The sequence below is a fragment of the Pseudarthrobacter sp. 05T312 genome, assembly GCF_056396685.1.
This window is the reverse complement of sequence record NZ_JBFTLY010000003.1, coordinates 1-18,101: the sequence shown is the minus strand read 5'-3', so window position 1 is coordinate 18,101 and position 18,101 is coordinate 1. Positions and strand designations below refer to the sequence as shown.

At 64.1% G+C, this 18,101-nt stretch carries 15 protein-coding genes and 1 pseudogene; 10 read left to right on the top strand and 6 right to left on the bottom strand.

The features are described from left to right. Nucleotides 1-287: 287 nt before the first annotated feature. The 10 genes and pseudogenes from AC1DIP_RS06040 to AC1DIP_RS05995 all read left to right on the top strand — a co-directional run bounded on the left by AC1DIP_RS06040 (nucleotide 288) and on the right by AC1DIP_RS05995 (nucleotide 12,349). The gene (locus AC1DIP_RS06040; RefSeq protein WP_477733219.1) at nucleotides 288-3,005 is read left to right on the top strand and encodes a DNA methyltransferase; all 2,718 of its coding nucleotides are present in this window, start codon (nucleotides 288-290) and stop codon (nucleotides 3,003-3,005) included. Further along, entirely contained in the window at nucleotides 3,002-4,987 is a 1,986-nt protein-coding gene (locus AC1DIP_RS06035; protein ID WP_477733218.1) for a DEAD/DEAH box helicase, read from the top strand. Before AC1DIP_RS06040 ends, AC1DIP_RS06035 begins: the two co-directional genes overlap by 4 nt. Continuing rightward, the gene (locus AC1DIP_RS06030) at nucleotides 4,984-6,198 is read left to right on the top strand and encodes a GIY-YIG nuclease family protein (RefSeq protein WP_477733217.1); all 1,215 of its coding nucleotides are present in this window, start codon (nucleotides 4,984-4,986) and stop codon (nucleotides 6,196-6,198) included. Before AC1DIP_RS06035 ends, AC1DIP_RS06030 begins: the two co-directional genes overlap by 4 nt. Continuing rightward, nucleotides 6,188-7,279, top strand: coding sequence for a hypothetical protein (locus tag AC1DIP_RS06025; protein WP_477733216.1), 1,092 nt, complete (start codon nucleotides 6,188-6,190; stop codon nucleotides 7,277-7,279). The genes AC1DIP_RS06030 and AC1DIP_RS06025 overlap by 11 nt, the downstream gene beginning before the upstream one ends. 118 nt (nucleotides 7,280-7,397) lie before the next feature. Continuing rightward, nucleotides 7,398-8,249: a hypothetical protein gene (locus tag AC1DIP_RS06020; RefSeq protein WP_477733215.1), complete on the top strand. Its 852-nt coding sequence runs from the start codon at nucleotides 7,398-7,400 to the stop codon at nucleotides 8,247-8,249. Nucleotides 8,250-8,259: 10 nt separating this feature from the next. After that, the gene (locus AC1DIP_RS06015; RefSeq protein WP_477733214.1) at nucleotides 8,260-8,430 is read left to right on the top strand and encodes a hypothetical protein; all 171 of its coding nucleotides are present in this window, start codon (nucleotides 8,260-8,262) and stop codon (nucleotides 8,428-8,430) included. A gap of 79 nt (nucleotides 8,431-8,509) precedes the next feature. Beyond that, a pseudogene (locus AC1DIP_RS06010) lies at nucleotides 8,510-9,379 on the top strand (YifB family Mg chelatase-like AAA ATPase); the annotation flags it as partial. 74 nt (nucleotides 9,380-9,453) lie between these two features. After that, complete coding sequence (gene dprA, locus AC1DIP_RS06005) at nucleotides 9,454-10,632, top strand: DNA-processing protein DprA (RefSeq protein ID WP_477733385.1); 1,179 nt, start codon at nucleotides 9,454-9,456, stop codon at nucleotides 10,630-10,632. A 46-nt stretch (nucleotides 10,633-10,678) separates the two neighbouring features. Continuing rightward, a complete protein-coding gene (locus AC1DIP_RS06000; protein ID WP_477733213.1) occupies nucleotides 10,679-11,605 on the top strand; it encodes a tyrosine recombinase XerC in 927 nt (308 codons plus the stop codon). Nucleotides 11,606-11,845: 240 nt separating this feature from the next. Next, nucleotides 11,846-12,349 carry a DUF3145 domain-containing protein gene (locus AC1DIP_RS05995; protein WP_477733212.1) on the top strand — a complete coding sequence of 168 codons (504 nt, stop codon included), beginning with the start codon at nucleotides 11,846-11,848 and terminating at the stop codon, nucleotides 12,347-12,349. 119 nt (nucleotides 12,350-12,468) lie between these two features. Here the strand turns inward: AC1DIP_RS05995 and AC1DIP_RS05990 are convergent, their stop codons facing one another. From AC1DIP_RS05990 to AC1DIP_RS05965, 6 genes are all read right to left on the bottom strand, one after another. Further along, nucleotides 12,469-13,704 (bottom strand): beta-ketoacyl-[acyl-carrier-protein] synthase family protein, encoded by a 1,236-nt coding sequence (locus AC1DIP_RS05990; RefSeq protein ID WP_477733211.1) that lies wholly within the window; start codon nucleotides 13,702-13,704, stop codon nucleotides 12,469-12,471. A 175-nt stretch (nucleotides 13,705-13,879) separates the two neighbouring features. Then, nucleotides 13,880-14,125: an acyl carrier protein gene (locus AC1DIP_RS05985; RefSeq protein WP_009359314.1), complete on the bottom strand. Its 246-nt coding sequence runs from the start codon at nucleotides 14,123-14,125 to the stop codon at nucleotides 13,880-13,882. Between the two features lie 77 nt (nucleotides 14,126-14,202). Beyond that, entirely contained in the window at nucleotides 14,203-15,264 is a 1,062-nt protein-coding gene (locus AC1DIP_RS05980; protein ID WP_476211549.1) for a beta-ketoacyl-ACP synthase 3, read from the bottom strand. Continuing rightward, on the bottom strand, nucleotides 15,261-16,190 hold the full coding sequence (locus tag AC1DIP_RS05975) for an acyltransferase domain-containing protein (RefSeq protein ID WP_476211548.1): 930 nt from the start codon (nucleotides 16,188-16,190) through the stop codon (nucleotides 15,261-15,263). The genes AC1DIP_RS05980 and AC1DIP_RS05975 overlap by 4 nt, the downstream gene beginning before the upstream one ends. Before the next feature lie 88 nt (nucleotides 16,191-16,278). Beyond that, the gene (locus AC1DIP_RS05970) at nucleotides 16,279-17,523 is read right to left on the bottom strand and encodes a PucR family transcriptional regulator (protein WP_224026387.1); all 1,245 of its coding nucleotides are present in this window, start codon (nucleotides 17,521-17,523) and stop codon (nucleotides 16,279-16,281) included. Between the two features lie 185 nt (nucleotides 17,524-17,708). Beyond that, nucleotides 17,709-18,101, bottom strand: a 393-nt coding sequence (locus tag AC1DIP_RS05965; RefSeq protein WP_477733210.1) for a transketolase-like TK C-terminal-containing protein, incomplete at its 5' end; no start/stop codon positions are given.

The following is an 18,101-nucleotide window of genomic DNA, read 5'->3' as shown; positions in this document are numbered from 1 at the left end:
ACCCGCGATCGACGGGGCGGCTTCGAACCGGGTCTCTGGTAAGTGCGCTTATCAGGCCATGGATGAAGACTGCCGTCGCGTGACGCGGTGAGGGAAAATCAGCAGCGGCCAGGTCCCGGATAAGATCACGAAGGGCAGTGTGTCCCGCCCTGCCATGTAAGGAGTAGCAACGTGTGTGAACCATGGTCGTACGCTGACGGCAATTCAGCGGGACTCGAGGACAGGGGCGTGTGTACCAAACGCCCGGCGACCATTGACGGTATTCCATACGCACAAGGAATTCGTACGTGGCGAAGCTAAATCTGAAAGCCATCGAAGAGCGCGTCGCGCCGCTCGCCGGCCGTCAGACGTACGACCGCGAGTTCATCTTCGATCTCCTGCTCGCCTACGGAAAGCCTCAGAGCAGCGTCACTCGCCTGCGCAACGGCGATCTGAACGTCGCAACTGACCAGGGAAGTGAGGTCGCGCAGAAGAAGGTCGTCTACTTCAAAGAGACGACAGCGGACCCCCTCGAGGTCCTGGAGGAGCTGAAGACGTCTCCGGACGTCGTGCGTTTCAGCACGCGCTTCGTGATCGTCACCGACTACATCGAGCTCGTGGTCACTGATACTCAAACCGGCGAGACCATCGGCTTCCAGATCCGCGAGATCGACCAGCACTTCACCTTCTTCCTGCCCTGGGCCGGCATGGAGAAGGCACAGTACGTTGCAGAAGCACACGCTGACGTCAAGGCTGCCGAACGCATGGGCAAGCTGTTCGATGAGCTGCTGCACGCGAACCCCGATCTCCTTGAACAGCCGCGCGGACGGCACGCGCTGAACCTGTTCTTCACCCGGCTGCTGTTCTGCTACTTCGCCGAGGACACCGGCATCTTTGCCGAGAACCAGTTCACAAACGCGGTCGGGTCTCACACGCTGGACGACGGCTCGGACACCGCGGACTTCCTCACGGACCTGTTCACGGCGCTGGACACCGCAGACCCGGCCGACAAGCCCAAGCACCTCGCGGCGTTCCCCTACGTCAACGGCCGCCTGTTCACGATGTCCACGGATCACGTGGTGCCCAGATTCACCAAGAAGGCACGCGAAGAGCTCATCAATGCCGGCAAGCTCATCTGGCGCGAGATCAACCCGGACATCTTCGGCTCGATGTTCCAGGCGATCGTCACTCCGGGCAAGCGCAGCGACCTCGGTCAGCATTACACCTCTGTGCCGAACATCCTCAAGACGATCGAGCCACTTTTCCTCAACGCCTTGAAGGACGAGCTCGACGAGAGCTTCGACTCCGTGAAGAAGCTCGAAGCGCTGCTCGACCGGATCAGCACCATCAAGGTCTTCGACCCGGCCTGTGGCTCCGGCAACTTCCTGATCATCGCCTACAAGGAGCTGCGCAAGCTCGAGCACGCGATCCTCGAGCGCCTGGCTGAGCTGGACGACAAGCACCTCGTCTTGTTCGCCGAGTCGAGGATCAACATCGAGAACTTCTACGGCATCGAGATCGACGATTTCGCAGTAGAAGTCGCGATCCTCTCCCTCTGGATTGCCAAGCACCAGATGAACACAGAGTTCAAAGAAAAGTTCAACATCTCGATCCCGCTGATCCCGCTGAAAGAGACCGGCCAGATCAAGCATGATAACGCAACCCGAGTTGACTGGAACAACATTTGCCCGAACGACGGCAGCGAGATCTACCTGATCAGTAACCCGCCCTATGTCGGGTCAAGCATGCAGGATGCGGGGCAAAAGGCTGAGTTCAAGGAGGTGTTCGGTATTCGCCCGTTCTCGAAGAATCTTGATTACATCGCCTTGTGGTTCGTCAAGGGTGCCGACTACATCAAGGGCACCCGATCAGAGCTGGCTTTCGTCACTACTAACTCAGTCGCACAGGGGGAGCACGTCAGCCTCATGTTCCCCACGATCCTTAATATGGGGATCGAGATCGGATTTGCGTACACGTCCTTCAAATGGGAAAACAACGCCAAGCGTAATGCCGGTGTGACCGTCGCGGTGATCAGCCTGCGAAACAAGTCATCAGCTCCGAAGTACATCTACACAGATGATCTCCAGATCTCAGCTAGCAACATCAACGGCTACCTCGCTGACGCGTCCAGCATTATCGTGGGACGCCGGACGAAGCCGATCTCAGGGTTACCTCCGATGGTGTTCGGCTCGAAGCCAACTGATGGGGGTCATCTCATTCTGGACCAGGTGGACCGTGACAGGTTGCTCTCGATGGCCCCCGAATCTGCGGCGTTTGTCAAGCAGTACATCGGTGCTTCGGAATTCATCAACGGCGGTGAACGATATTGCCTCTGGATCGACGATGATGAGGTCGGAGAGGCGCGCAAAGTTCAATTTATCCAGCAGCGCATGGCCCAGGTTCAGAAAGCGCGGATGGACGAAAAAGCCAGCAGCATCTCCAAAAAATTCGCGGCAGAACCTCACCGTTTTCTTCAGCGCGCCTATAAGCCTACCGACTCGATCATTGTGCCAAGTATCTCGTCGGGACGTCGGGCTTACATCCCAATGGGATACCTTGGACCCGAAACAGTTATCTCGAACAAGGGGTTCGCAGTCTACGACGCTGAGCTCTGGGTATTTGCCTTGCTCATTTCGAAAATGCACATGTCCTGGGTCAACGCGGTGTCAGGTCGGATGCGCGAGGACTACCAATATTCGAACACCATCGTTTACAACAACTTCCCCGTCCCGCCACTGTCAGATGCGATGAAAGAGAAGCTCACCGCCGCCGCACTGCGGGTACTCGACGTGCGGGAGTACCACTGTGAGCAGACTCTCGCGGGGCTTTACGACCCGGACAAGATGCCGGAGGATCTGCGCGTCGCCCACGCTGATGTTGATGGGCTGGTCGACTCGATCTACTCCAAGCGCGGATACGAGACTGATGAGCAAAGACTGTCTGACCTCTTTGCTATGTATGAGGAGATGGCTAAAGCCGAGGCCACGAAGACCCCAGCAAAGAAGACCCGGAGGACCGCGAAGTGAACGCGATCAAGAAGCCCATCAACATCGTCGACGTCACCTATGCCCAGACGAAGGCGTCGGTGAACACGGATGGGCTGGGCATGCGCGAGATGCAGCAACGGGTCTTCGCGAAGCGTGACGCGCAGCACCTACTGGTTAAGGCCCCGCCGGCGTCCGGCAAGTCACGTGCACTGATGTTCGTGGCCCTCGACAAGCTCTACAACCAAGGGCGCAGGAAGGTCATCGTCGCCGTCCCCGAACGCTCGATCGGCGCGTCGTTCGCGTCAACGGCCCTGTCGAAGTTCGGCTTCTTCGCGGACTGGGAGATCAAGCCGGAGCACAATCTGTGCGACGCCGGATCCTCGGCAGGCAAGGTCGACGCGTTCATCCAGTTCCTCGAAGGACCTGATGCAACGCTCGTGTGCACCCACGCGACACTTCGCTTCGCATTCGAGAAACTCGCACCTGAGTCGTTCAACGGCACGGTACTGGCAATCGACGAGTTCCACCACGTCTCCGCCGACATCGAGTCGAGCCGCCTCGGCGCGCTCCTGCGCGACGTGATGAACGGCAGCGACGTCCACATCGTCGCGATGACGGGATCGTACTTCCGAGGAGACTCCGTTCCGGTGCTCTCGCCTGAAGACGAAGCGAAGTTCACCCCGGTCACCTTCAACTACTACGACCAGCTCAACGGATATGAACACCTGCACTCGCTCGGCATCGGCCACCACTTCTACCAGGGCCGCTACACCGAAGCGATCGGTGAAGTGCTCGACCTGGACAAGAAGACCATCGTGCACATCCCGAACGTCAATTCGGGAGAGTCCACGAAAGACAAGCTCGAAGAGATCGGCCGCATCATCGACGTCATCGGGCATGTCGAAGGGGAGGACCCGGACACCGGCATCATCAATGTGCGCCGGCAAGACACTGGAACGATTGTCCGCGTCGCCGACCTCGTCGACGACACCGACCAGAAGAAGCGCGGCGACACGCTGCACTTCCTGGCCCATACGGCGTCCAAGGACAGCGATGCGGTCGACATCATCATCGCCCTGGGCATGGCCAAGGAGGGCTTCGACTGGCCCTTCGCCGAGCACGCCCTCACCGTCGGGTACCGGGCATCGCTGACCGAGGTAATCCAGATCATCGGCCGGGTCACCCGCGACAGCCCCGGCAAGTCCCACGCCCAGTTCACGAACCTCATCGCCGAACCCGACGCCTCGCAGGGCGAAGTGAAGGTCTCGGTCAACAACATGCTCAAGGCCATCACTGCTTCGCTCCTCATGGAGCAGGTGCTCGCGCAGAACTTCACGTTCAAGACGAAGAAGTTCGACGGCGACGATTCCGCGGTGCCGGGGCAGCTGAAGATCAAGGGCTTCAAGGAGCCATCGAGCGCGCGCGTGAAGCAGATCGTGGAGACCGATCTGAACGACCTGAAGGCGACGATCCTCCAGGACGACACCTTCGCGCGGGCCGCCGCCGGCTCAGTGGACGCGGAGACGACCAACAAGGTGCTGATTCCGAAAATCATCCGCGAGAAGTACCCGGACCTCACCGAGGCGCAGGTGGAAGAGGTCCGCCAGCAGGTTGTCGTGGACTCGGTGATCAAGAACGGCGAAGTGCGCACGGTCGGCGACAAGCGGTTCATCAAGATGGCCGAGAAGTTTGTCAACATCGACGAGCTGAACATCAACCTCATCGACTCGGTGAACCCATTCCAGCGCGCCTTCGAGGTTATCTCCAAGTCAGTGACTCCCTCGGTACTCCGGATCATTCAGGACCAGATCACGGCCACCCGAGTCGAGTTCACCGAGGAAGAGGCGCTGGCCCTCGTTCCCCGGATCAAGAACTGGATCAAGGTCAACGATCGGAAACCGGACCCGAGGGCCGAGGACCCGACTGAGAAGCGGTATGCAGACGCACTGCTGTGGCTCCAGCGGGCCAAGCAGAAGCTTGAAGCACAGAAGCGCGCGACTGAGATGGTGGAGAGCGAATGAGCGATTACGACGACGTCCTCGAAGTAGCACCGTCCTCCCTGCAGGACCTCATCGACAACGACCTCGACGGGCTCCTCGACGCGCCCGAGAAACCCAAGAAGATCACGTCGTCCGACCGGCTCGAGCGGGCGTTTCTGGAAATCGTGGAGTTCCGCCGGACGCACGGGCGTCTGCCTAGCTCGGCGACCCGAGAGATCGCCGAGCGGAAGCTTGGGGCCCGGCTCGAGGGCATCCTCGCCAACGACGAAAAGATCGAGGCGCTCAGACACCTCGACACGGAGTTCGAGCTGCTGGCAATAGAGGCAGCTCCTGAGTCCCTGGACGATCTCCTTGAGAGCGATGACCTGCACGATCTGCTCGGCGACGACTCCGGCATCCTCGACGTCTCAGACCTGCCGGTAATCAAACGCCCGGAATCGCCTGACTCAGTGGCTCAACGGGTGAAGGCCGAAGACTTCGACCTGTTCGAGCCGCTGTTCAAGGCGAAGCACGCCGAGCTGGCCGAGGGAACGTACAAGCTGATGCCATTCACTGGCATGGATCTCATCCGCGAGGGTGTGTTCTTCGTGCTGAGCGGCGTCATGTGCTTCGTGGCTGAGGTCGGCGAGGACGTGGACCTGGTCGTCGGCGGCAAGCCCCGGCAGAAGCAGCGGCTTCGCGTCGTCTTCGAGAACGGCACTGAGTCGGCGATGTACAAGCAGAGCCTCATGACCCGCATGTACGAGGCGCAGGGCCAGGTCCTGGCACGGACGGGGCACGATGCGGGCGAGGTCCTCGATGCGGACGTAGAGAGCGGTCACATCTACGTGCTGCAGTCGTTAAGCGACGACGCCCAAATCGCGGGAATGAAGGACCTTCACAAGATCGGTTTCTCCACCACCAAAGTCGAGACCCGCATCAAGAACTCGGCGCATTCGCCAACCTACCTGATGGCACCCGTGAAGGTGCTGGCGGACTACCGGCTCTACAACGTGCGTGCATCGTGGCTGGAGCACCTCCTTCACCGGGTGTTCGCCGACGTGCGTCTGGACCTGACGCAGGTCGACCGGAAAGGACGCGATTACGACCCCTCGGAGTGGTTCGTGGTGCCGCTGGAGATCATTAACAAGGCCGTTGCGATGATTATGTCCGGCGAGATCACCGACTATGTCTACGACGCCCAGCTCAAGAAACTCGTCGAACGACAAAAGGGAATGACCAATGGCGGTTGAGATGGGCTTGTGGCGGGCAGAGGGCGGCCAACTCAGCCGGATCGTGCCGGTATCAATCGGCTTGGAATCCCAGTTGGAGGGCTACATCGAGTCTGACCCGTCAGTGCTTGGGGAGCCGCTTCTCGTCATTGGCCGGCAGGTTCCGACGGCACATGGGGGATTCGTAGACCTTCTTGCTTTGGACGAAACAGGGTCGCTGCACGTGATCGAACTCAAACGCGACAAGACTCCCCGCGATGTTGCCGCTCAAACACTCGATTATGGCTCCTGGGCAGCGACCCTTGGCCGAAGCGAGATCGACAATATCTTCGCCACCTACCGTCCAGGCCTTGCTCTTGAAGAAGCGTTTGCCGATCGCTTCGGCGACACTCTTCCTGAAGAGGTCAACACTGCACAAGAATTTACAATCGTTGCCGCCAGCGTTGACAACGCTACCGAGCGCATCGTGCGGTTCCTCAATGAAGACTTCGATGTTCCCATCAACGTCGTCTTCTTCAGACATTTTCAGGACAACGGATCTTCGTACCTTGCCCGCAGCTGGCTGGTCGATCAGAGCGAACAAGCCAAGTCGTCCATTTCCGCGATCTCGCGGAAGAATAAGACACGTGAGCCTTGGAACGGGTCTGACTGGTACGTCTCATTTGGTGAAGAGCCAACAGGCCGGCAATGGGTCGACGGCATGAAGTACGGTTTCGTCTCGGGCGGTGGCGGCAAGAGATACTCTCAGACGCTCAAGAATCTGCCGATTGGTGCCAGAGTCTTCGCCTACATTCCCAAGATTGGGTATGTAGGAGTCGGCACCGTCGCCGGCGAAGCCCAGCGATACGACCAAAGCACGCTTCTCGTGAACGGGGCCGAGCGACAGCTGCGTGAACTCGACCTCTCCGGGAATTATCGCCACGAGGGCGATGAGAACGACGACAATGCTGAATGGGTTGTTCCGGTTGAATGGATACGGGCCGTTCCGCAAGCGGAGGCCGTGCGGAAAACGGGTCTTTTCGCCAACCAGAACACGGCTACAAGGCTGCGAAACCAGTTCACGATCGAGCACGTCACCGCTGCTTTCGGGCTTGATAGCTGAGCATCGGCGGATGGCCCATCGAGAGTTATGCGGACAAGAGCGGTCGCGAATAGCAGGCCTGACCCTCGCCTGAGGCGACGCTCATGTCGAACCAAGCCGCGGTAGGAGAATCGGGAGAATGACGACGCCCCTTCCCGACCTCTGGACCGACTGGTGCTTGGTCATGGGTGTGCCTGCCGGGAGGATCGACGAGGCCTCACTCTCTCGTTTTGTGCAGCAGGTACAGCCGTCCCGGGCTGTGCTCTCGACACTGCGCCGGCGGCTGGCTCCCAAAGATCCACCGGCTCCCGCGTGGCCGCGCGGGCACACGGAGGACACCGGCTCCCTGCAACGGCTGATCCGGCGTGGGACGGCGATCATCCACCACCCCGGCACGCACTGGGTCTTCCGGCTGCGGATGCGCCGGATGCTGTTCACTGCGGTGCTGCTGGCACCGCGCTCCCACGGAGGCCTCGGACTGGACAGGGCGGGGGCGCTTGGGCTGCGGCCGGACAGGATGCGCGAGCTGCGCCAGTGGATTGGCATCGCCGAGGACCCGAGCGCCTGCCCGGCGTGCGCCACCTGGTCGTGGCTTGATGTGATCGGCACCAACAGCGGGTGGTCGCACAGTTCTGTCCGGGTCCTGGGACACCGCCGCGACGAAGTAGGCTCCGCGCACCGGCACCTGCGGCCGGATCCCAATCCGGACTGGCACCTCTCCATCGGCTTGCTGCCAGCCGTGGACCGCTGGGGATGGATCGATGCCTACCGCTCCATGCACCCATCCTCGCTGTCGGCGGTCATCAGTGCCGCGGCCCTGCTGCTCGACGGTCTGGAGCCCGCACCTGCGCCGGTGCCTGCTGCAGCTGCGATGCCGGCCAGCCCCCGGCGGCAGATGTCGCGTGAGGAGGAAGAACAGATCCTCAAGCGCGCCGACGAACTGACCGCGCGCATCGAGGCGATCCTTCGCGAGTTCGATAACGACCGATAAAATCGTGTGCATGGGATTCGACTGGGAGCAGGTCCTCGGGACCAAGGATGCAGGCCTCTCCGACACCTACGACCAGAGCGCCTCGGACGCGCTGTACCAGGACCACCCGAGCGCGGCTCCGCCAGCAACTCCGGAAGACCCTGGCGATGAGGTCGTCCGCCTGCCGTTCGACGAGAGCTGAGCCTCCAAAATTCCCACGCCGGATGTCGATTTTGGGACATAATCGCAGGTCAGTACACATGCACACTTAAGTGTGCACTCCCCCGGGCGCCGGAAAGACGATGCTGGCCGAACGGCTGCCAGGCCTGTTGCCCGACCTCGGCGACCATGAGTCCATGGAGGTCACCGCCATCCATTCGCTCTGCGGCCTGCCCTCCTCCACTGTGCAGCTCCTGAGAAGGCCGCCCTTCGAGAACCCGCACCACTCCGCAACCGCTGCAGCCATCATCGGCGGCGGTTCAGGTCTGCCCCGGCCCGGCGCGGCATCGCGTGCGCACCGTGGAGTGCTCTTCCTGGACGAGGCGCCGGAATACGAGCGGCGGGTCCTGGATGCCCTGCGCCAGCCCCTGGAAAGCGGGGAACTGGTAATTCACCGCTCTGCCGGTACCGCGGCGTACCCGGCCCGCTTCCAGCTCGTGCTTGCAGCCAATCCGTGTCCGTGCGGCAAGGCCTCCGGCAAAGGGCTGGACTGTACCTGCACTCCCGTGATGCGCCGCCGTTACCTTGCCAGGATGTCCGGGCCCCTGCTGGACCGGGTGGACATCCAGCTCCAGGTGGAGCGGGTTTCGCTGGCTGATTTCGGTCAATCCGGCGCCGAAGAGGACACCGCGTCCGTGGCGGGCCGGGTACGCGAGGCCCGGGCCCGGCAGGCGGAACGCCTCCAGCACTTTGGCCTCGAGACGAATTCGCAGGTACCCGGACGGATCCTGCGCGGGGACCTGCGGCTCGCTCCTGCAGCAACCCGGATCCTGGACCAGTCGCTGGAGCGCGGAGTACTGACTGCCCGTGGGTACGACCGTGTTCTTCGGCTCGCCTGGACCCTGGCGGACCTGGGGCGCCGCGACGCACCTGACATCAACGACATCGGGCAGGCGCTGGGCCTCCGGCAGGCCACGGCGGCCGCGGCATGACAGCCGGCCAGGAACGGAACGGACTAATGGAACTGCGGGTGGAAAAGGAACAGGCTGTGGAAAAGACGCGGGGCATGGAAACGGAACGGCTGGCGCGGGCCGCCCTCTCACGGCTGATGGAACCGCAGGATGCGGCGGGCCTTGCCCTGGTGCAGCTTGCAGGGGCGATGGACGCACTGCGGATCGCCACCGGCCAGGTGGCAGCCGGCCCTGGCCTCGAGCGCGACATCACCGCACTTCTGGCAGACAGCGGAGCGGGCGGCAGTTGGGCCGGGCTGGCAGCAGCGTTGAAGCGTTGGCAGCCACGGCTCCCCGACCTCGCCCCCGAACGCGACCTGGCCACCATGGCCAGGCTGGGCGGACGCGTCATCATTCCCGGCGATGAGCTGTGGCCTGGCCAGCTTGCGGACCTGGGTATCCAGGAACCCATCTGCCTCTGGTGGCGCGGACAGGAGCAGCCGCTGCCTGCACTGGAGAAGTCCATCGCCCTCGTGGGGTCCCGGGACAGCACCAGCTATGGGGCGTCGGTCACCGGAGACCTCGCGTACTCCCTGGCGCAACGCGGCTACACGATTGTTTCGGGCGGCGCCTACGGAATTGACGCCCATGCGCACCGGGCTGCCCTTGCCGGCGGATCCGCAGCCGTGCCTACCATCGCCGTCATGGCAGGGGGAGTGGACAGGTTCTATCCGTCCGGAAATGAAGACCTGCTGCGTGCTGTCGCCAACCAGGGCGCAGTCCTGGCAGAGGTACCGCCGGGGTCCGCCCCGACCCGCTACCGCTTCCTGCAGCGGAACCGGCTGATTGCTGCCCTGTCCGCGGTAACGGTAGTGGTGGAAGCGCGCTGGCGCTCGGGCGCCCTCAACACGGCCCACCACGCTGAGGCCCTGGGCCGTGCCGTCGGCGCTGTCCCTGGGTCTGTCCACAGCGCCAACTCGGCCGGGTGTCACCGGCTCCTCCGGGACGGAGGGGCAGTCTGCGTCACCGATGCGGCGGAGGTGGCCGAACTTGCCTCGCCCAGCGGAACGGGGCTGCCTGAACAACGGAGGGCAGACGCGGCAGTCCAGGACGGGCTGACCCTGGAGGACCTGATCCTGCTGGATGCACTGCCGCTGCGCTCCACAACGTCGGTGGAAAAGCTCTCGGCCGTGGCCGGCCTCGGACAGGAGTCGGTCCGGGCAGGACTTGGCCGGCTGGGATTGCTGGGATTGGCCGTGGCGGAGCGGGGCGGCTGGAAACGCGGCAAAGGGTAACCGTGTCAGCACCCTTGGTGGCCCACGCAACTGGGAAGGTAGAGGAGTGGAACATGAACAACTGCCCGCCGAACTCGGGAAGGCGCTGGACGCGTTCGCCGGCTATCTGTCGGGGGAGAAGGCAGTGTCGGAGCACACCAGGCGGGCCTACCTGGGCGACCTGCACAGCCTCCTCGCCCATGCGGCATCGGAAGGCGTGGCAGGACTGAAGGACATCGAACTGGGCACCTTCCGCCGCTGGCTTGGGACCCAGAGTTCAGCCGGCGCGTCCCGGGCCACCCTGGCGCGCCGGTCCGCCACGGCCCGGGTGTTCACGGCCTGGGCACTCAGGGAAGAATTCATCGACGTCGACCCAGCCCTTCGCCTGAAGGCACCCAAACGGGAAGGATCCCTGCCGGGCGTGCTCCAGGCCTCCCAGCTCACCCGCATCCTGGAGGGACTCGAGACGCAGGCCGCGGACGGTGAACCGCTTGCCGTAAGGAACCGGGCCATGGTGGAACTCCTGTACGCCACGGGTATCCGCGTGGGGGAACTTGCCGGTCTCGACGTCGACAACCTTGACCCGGACCGCCGGACGCTCCGGGTGATCGGCAAGGGCAACAAGGAACGCACAGTGCCCTACGGGGTCCCCGCCGCCGTGGCCGTTGACGACTGGCTCCGGCGGGGGCGCCCCCTACTCGCAAAGGACGGCAGCGGGGCCGCCCTTTTCCTCGGGGCGCGCGGTGGACGTGTCGACCAACGCCAGGTCCGCACCCTGGTCAACGACCTCTTCGAGGCGCTCGGGGACACCGCCGCGTCAGGGCCCCACGCGCTGCGGCACTCGGCCGCGACGCATCTGTTGGACGGGGGCGCCGATCTTCGGGCGGTGCAGGAGATCCTGGGCCACAGCAGCGTGGCCACCACCCAGATCTACACCCACGTCTCGGTGGACCGCCTTCGGAAGAGCTATCAGCAGGCGCATCCCCGGGCCTGAGCAGTGTGGCTAATCGCACTGGCGTAATTCTGCGGGGTGCGGCACAATAAGAGTCACGTCCGGCAACTTTCAAGTGTCGCTTGAAGCTCCCTGAGCTTTGCGCTGCACGGCAAGTCCGGACGCGGCTTTATACGATATATCTGAATACGCACAAGGAACCACCACCGCAGAGCAGTGCACGGCAGTTTCATCCAGGCAGAGGTCGTTGGGGAAGACGTACCTATAGCTATGGAGGATGGAATGTCTGTTGCAATGACCCGCGGTGTGCTGTTCGTTCACTCGGCCCCTACGGCGCTGTGCCCCCACGTTGAGTGGGCGGTTGGCGCCGTCGTGGACAAGCGGACGAACCTTGAGTGGACCCCGCAGCCTGCCGCGCCCGGAATGTTCCGGGCCGAGTTGTCCTGGACCGGAACCCCCGGCACGGGAGCCAAACTGGCGTCCTGCCTCCGAGGCTGGGCGCACCTTCGCTATGAGGTCACGGAGGAGCCAAGCCAGGGCGTGGACGGCGGCCGCTGGTCGCACACCCCCGAACTGGGGATCTTCCATGCCGTCACCGACGTGCACGGCAACATCATGGTGTCCGAGGACAGGATCCGCTACGCGTACGAATCCGGCGCCGGAGACCCGGCCGCCGTCTACCATGAACTCTCCCTCGCCCTCGGCGAGGCCTGGGACGAAGAACTCGAACCGTTCCGCCACGCTGCCGAGGGCGCCCCGGTGCGCTGGCTCCACCAGGTGGGCTGACCGCCGTCGTCCGTCCCCGCGGTTGCCCGGCCACCGCAACACTTCCATAGCAACAAAAGGGAGGCCCCGCCTGTTGGCGGGGCCTCCCTTTGGCTTCCGGGCGGATTGCCCGGACACGGCTAGACGCTGCGGATGGCCACCACGGCGTTGTGTCCGCCGAAACCGAACGAGTTGCTCAGCGCCACGATGTTGCCGGCAGGCAGGTCACGGGCGGAGGTGACCACGTCGAGCGGGATCTCAGGATCCTGGTTCTCGAGGTTGATGGTCACCGGAGCCTTGCGCTCGTGGACGGCCAGCACGGTCAGGACCGCTTCGACCGCGCCGGAAGCACCCAGGAGGTGGCCCATCTGCGACTTGGTGGCAGAGACGGCCACGTTGTCCACGCGGGCGCCCAGCGCCGCGCGCAGGGCCGTGTACTCGGGCTTGTCACCAACGGGCGTGGAGGTGGCATGCGCGTTGACGTGCACCACGTCTTCGGCCTGGATGCGGCCGTCAAACATGGCAGCCTTGAGTGCACGGGTGGCACCGAGACCTTCGGGGTCAGGAGCGGTGATGTGGTAGGCATCGGCGGTCACGGACGTGCCGGCCAGTTCGGCGTAGATGCGTGCGCCGCGGGCCAGGGCATGCTCTTCGGCCTCCAGGACCAGGGCGCCGGCCCCTTCGCCCATGACGAAGCCGTCACGGGCGGTGTCGTAGGGGCGGGAGGCGCGCTGGGGGTCATCGTTCCGGCGGGAAAGAGCCTGCATCGACGCGAAGGCCGCCAGCGGCATGGGGTGGATGGCTGCCTCTGCACCGCCGCACATCACCACGTCGGCCTTGCCGGAACGGATGAGTTCCAGGCCAAGGTGCATGGCTTCCGTACCGGAAGCGCAGGCAGAGACGGGGGTGTGCGCACCGGCGCGGGCACCGAGGTCCAGGCTGACGGCCGCGGCAACACCGTTGGGCATCAGCATGGGAACAGTCATGGGCAGGACCCGGCGCGGGCCCTTTTCCTTCAGCGTGTCCCAGGCATCGAGCAGGGTCCAGACACCACCAATGCCGGTGGCGAAGGCAACGGCCAGGCGGTCCTGGTCGATCTCCGTGATGCCGGAATCGGCCCACGCTTCGCGGGCGGCGATGACGCCGAACTGGGTGGACGGGTCCATCCGCTTGGCTTCGACACGGCTGAGAACGTCCAGCGCAGGGGTGCTGCAGCGTGCGGCGAAGTGGACGGGGAGCTCGTACTTGGCTACCCAGTCGTCCTCAAGGGTGCGGGCACCGGAGACCCCTTTGAGGGCGTTGTTCCACATCGTGGGTACATCGCCGCCGATGGGCGTGGTGGCACCCAGACCGGTAATGACTACTTTGCGCGTCATGGGATCACTCTTTCGTCGGTGGGGAATCCGCCTGCGCCTGTCGCAGGGTCCCGCACATGTTGATGATCGGCCAGTCCCGGTCGGGGTTCTGCGCCGGATAAAAACGGCGGGCTGCCGGTCCGGTCAGTCCGGACCGGCAGCCCTGCCAAGCCGTGAGACGGCTAAAAGCCTAATGTTAGGCCTGTGCTCCGGCGATGAAGCTGACGGCGTCGCCGACGGTCTTGAGGTTCTTGACCTCTTCGTCGGGGATGCGCACGCCGAACTTTTCCTCGGCGTTGACCACGATGGTCATCATGGAGATGGAGTCGATGTCCAGGTCCTCGGTGAAGGACTTGTCCAGCTCGACGGCCTCCGGGGCCAGGCCGGTTTCTTCGTTGACGATTTCAGCCAAGCCGGCCAGGATCTCTTCATTGCTAGCCATTGGTGGCTCCTTTTCTTGTATTGCCGGCAGGGTCTGCCGGAAACGGTCCGGGCCGCGGATGCGACCCTTGGGCGTATCTAGGGAAGGACAATTACCTGTGCGCCGAAGACCAGTCCGGCACCGAAACCGATCTGCAGGGCCAGCCCGCCGCTCAGTCCGGGGTTCTCCTGAAGGAGCCGGTGGGTTGCCAGCGGGATGGAGGCAGCGGACGTGTTGCCGGCCTCGGCGATGTCCCGTGCCACTGTAACCGTCTCGGGCAGCTTCAGCTTCTTCACCATCTCGTCGATGATGCGCATGTTGGCCTGGTGCGGGATAAAGGCAACCAGGTCTTCCGCCTGGATACCGGCGGCATCGAGTGCCTGCTGGGCCACCTTGGCCATTTCCCACACGGCCCAGCGGAACACGGTCTGTCCGTCCTGGCGGAGGGTGGGGTACAGCTCCTGGGCTTCTTCCAGTAGTGCGAGATCGCCCGTGGAGTCGGACTGGCGGGCTGCCAGGCCGAGGTCGCGGACGTCCAGCAGTGAGCGGGTCATGCCGATGGCATCCCACCTGCTGCCATCGGAGCCCCACACGGACGGGGCGATGCCGGGGGTGTCGGAAGGGCCTACGACGACGGCGCCCGCGCCGTCGCCGAGGAGGAAGGAGATGGTGCGTTCCCGGTTGTCGATGACGTCGGAGAGCTTCTCCGCACCGACCACGAGGACGTACTTCGCGGTGCCGGACCGGACCAGGGCGTCGGCCTGGGCAATGCCGTAGCAGTACCCGGCGCAGGCGGCGGAAATATCGAAGGCAGGGGCCGGAGTGGCACCTATGCGGTCGGCCAGGCTGGCCGCGGCGGAGGGAGTGGCGTACGGGTGGGTCACGGTGGAAACAATGACTGCCCCGAGTTCCGAGGCTTCAATGCCTGCCTTCGCCATGGCCTCGCGGGCTGCGCCTTCGGCCATGTCGATCACACTGACGTCGGCTGCGGCGCGGTGGCGTGTCACGATGCCGGTGCGCTGGCGGATCCATTCGTCCGAGGAATCGATCCACTGGCACACGTCCTCGTTGGTGACGATGACGTCCGGCCGGTATGCGCCGAGGCCGAGGATGCGGGTGTGCTCCTGGATGGGAGCCTGTTTCAGCGTGGGAACGCTCATGCGTTGCCCTCCAGTTCTGCGAAGAGCGCCAGGGCGGCGGACAGGTCATCGGGGGTTTTGACAGCAACGGTCTTGACGCCGGGCATGCCGCGCTTGGCAAGGCCTGCCAGCGTACCGGCGGGCGCCAGCTCGATCACGCCGGTGACGCCCCGCTTCACCATGGTTTCCATGCACAGGTCCCAGCGGACGGGGCGGGAAACCTGGGCGATCAGGCTTGCGACGGCGGCACCACCGTCGGTGACTTCGCCGCCGTCGTAGTTCGACAGGAGGGGCACCTTGGGGGCCACCGGGTTCAAGCTGGGTTCCAGTGCCTTGAGCGCATCGACGGCGGGCGACATGTGGCTGGTGTGGAACGCGCCGGCCACCTTGAGGGGGATGACGCGGGCCTTGGCCGGCGGGTTGTCGGCAAGGGCCTTCAGCTGTTCGAAGGTTCCTGCCGCCACCGTCTGGCCGGCACCGTTGACGTTGGCAGGGGCAGCACCGGCGGCTTCAATGGCGGCCAGCACCTCGGCGGGGTCTCCGCCGACGACGGCGCTCATGCCGGTGGGGGTGACGGCTGCCGCAGCGGCCATGCTGTTGGCCCGCTCACGGACGAACGTCATGGCTTCCTGTTCGGTCAGCACGCCGGCGAGGGCTGCTGCGGTGATCTCGCCTACCGAGTGGCCGGCAAGGATGACAGGAAGGGAATTGAGCTCCACGTCGAAGAGGGAGGCCGCGGCGACAAGCCCGGCAGCAACGATCAGGGGCTGCGCCACGGCAGTGTCCTTGATGGTTTCCTCATCGGAGGTGGTGCCATGGGCTATCAGGTCGATGCCTGCGATGTCACTCAGGGAGGCCAGCTGGCCTGCCACCGAGGGAAGTTCCAGCCAGGGGGCAAGAAAACCCGGGGTCTGTGAGCCCTGTCCAGGGCAGACTATTGCAAGCACGTAACCAGCTTTCCAAATTACTGTGTGATCCAGCGGTGTTTCTCCGCACCAAGCTCACGGGGTCAGATTGTAGGAAGTCTACAATGCCTCAGGCCTGGTTCCGGGACGCCTGGCGCTCCGTGGCGGCCTTGGGCGGGGCAGAAAGCCGGCCCACCACCAGCGCTGCCTGCAGCACGAAGGCCTCCCTCGGCAGGAGCGGGTCCCACCCCGTGACATCGCAGACCCGCTTCAACCGGTAGCGCACCGTGTTGGCGTGGACAAAGAGTTCCCGGGCGGTGGCCTCCAGCGAATGGCCCAGCTCCAGGTAGGTGCCCAGGGTTTCGACCAGGCCGTTGGAGGCAGCCAGGAGCGGCCGGTAGATGTTCTTCACCAGGGAGCGCCGGGCGGCGTCATCCCCGGAAATCACCCGCTCGGGCAGCAGGTCGTCCGCGGCCACCGGACGCGGGGCAGACGGCCATGCCCGGGCTGCCGTCAATCCCGCGAAGGCTGATTGGGCGGAGCCGCTGGCCTCCAGCAGTGAACTGGCCTCGGGTCCGTAGACCACCGGTCCGGGGGCGAACATGTCGCTCAACTTCACATAGGCGGTTTCGCGGTCCTGCACCCCGCCAAGGATGAGGATCAGCCGGTCGCCCTGGATTCCCACCAGGGCGTCCTCGGCGTAGCGGCCTGCCATCCGCCGCAGTTCGCTGACATAGCTGGCGCTGGGTTCGGACGGCGAATTGCCCACCATCACCGTGAAGCGCTCCTGTGCTTTCCAGCCCAGGGCCGCAATGCGGGAGCGCAGGGCATCGGTATTCTCGCCGCGCAGGATGGCATCCACAATCAGAGCTTCCAGCCGGGTGTCCCAGGAGCCGCGGGACTCGGCGGCTCGGGCGTAAACGTCCGCGGCAGCGAATGCGACTTCCCGCGAATAGCGCAGCACGGCCTCCCGCAGGGACGGCTGGTCGGCCTCGGGGGCAATGACGGGAACCTGGTCCTCCACCACCTCCACCACGATCCTGATCAGCTGCAACGCTTTCTGCAGGCTGATGGAACGGGTCAGCTCCGTAGGTGCCGTCCCGAAAACGTCGGTCAGGATCCACGACGGTGAGCTGGGCCGTTCGTACCAGGTGACGAAGGCTGCAATACCGTTCTGCGCCACCATGCCGAGTGCGGAACGCTCGTCCGCACTGAGCCGGCTGTACCAGGGGAGGGACTGCTCGAGCTTGCGCATGGTGGTGGTGGACAGCTGGCCCACGTTGGCGCGGAGCTGCTTGAGGGTTTCGGACTTCTCCGGCGTGACCTTCGGCGGCGAGGGTTTCCGCTTCGAGGACTGGCTGGCTGGTGCTGGCATTCTCTGAGCATACGGCCACCGCCGCGCAAGCTCCATTTGTGCGAAGGCTACAACGCGCCTTGCGCTGCGTCACAGCGCAGGCCGCCCCGCGGACTGGTCCGCCCGGGAGGGAACGACGGCGGCCCTCACCTTGTGGGGTGAGGGCCGCCGTCGTTGTTTACTGCTGGATCCGTCCAGCCGGAAGGCTAAGCTTCGCCTCCGGCGTTGCCGGTGGTGCCGGCGTTGACGTTGAGCAGCTTGTACTTCTCAATCGCCTTCACCGGGGCGTCAACATCCACCTCACCGCGGCGTGCCAGCATTTCAAGGGCACGGACCACGATGGAGTGGGTGTCGTTCTTGAAGAAGCGGCGTGCTGCTGCGCGGGTGTCGGAGAAGCCGAAGCCGTCGGCGCCGAGGGTGGCGTATTCGTTGGGGATGAATTGCCGGATTTGGTCCGGGACGGCTTTCATGTAGTCCGAGACGGCGACGATGGGGCCGGTGGCGCCTTCGAGTTGCTGGGTGACGAAGGGGACGCGGGCGGGCTGGCCGGGGTTGAGGAAGGCTTCCTCTTCGGCGGCGAGGCCGTCGCGGCGCAGTTC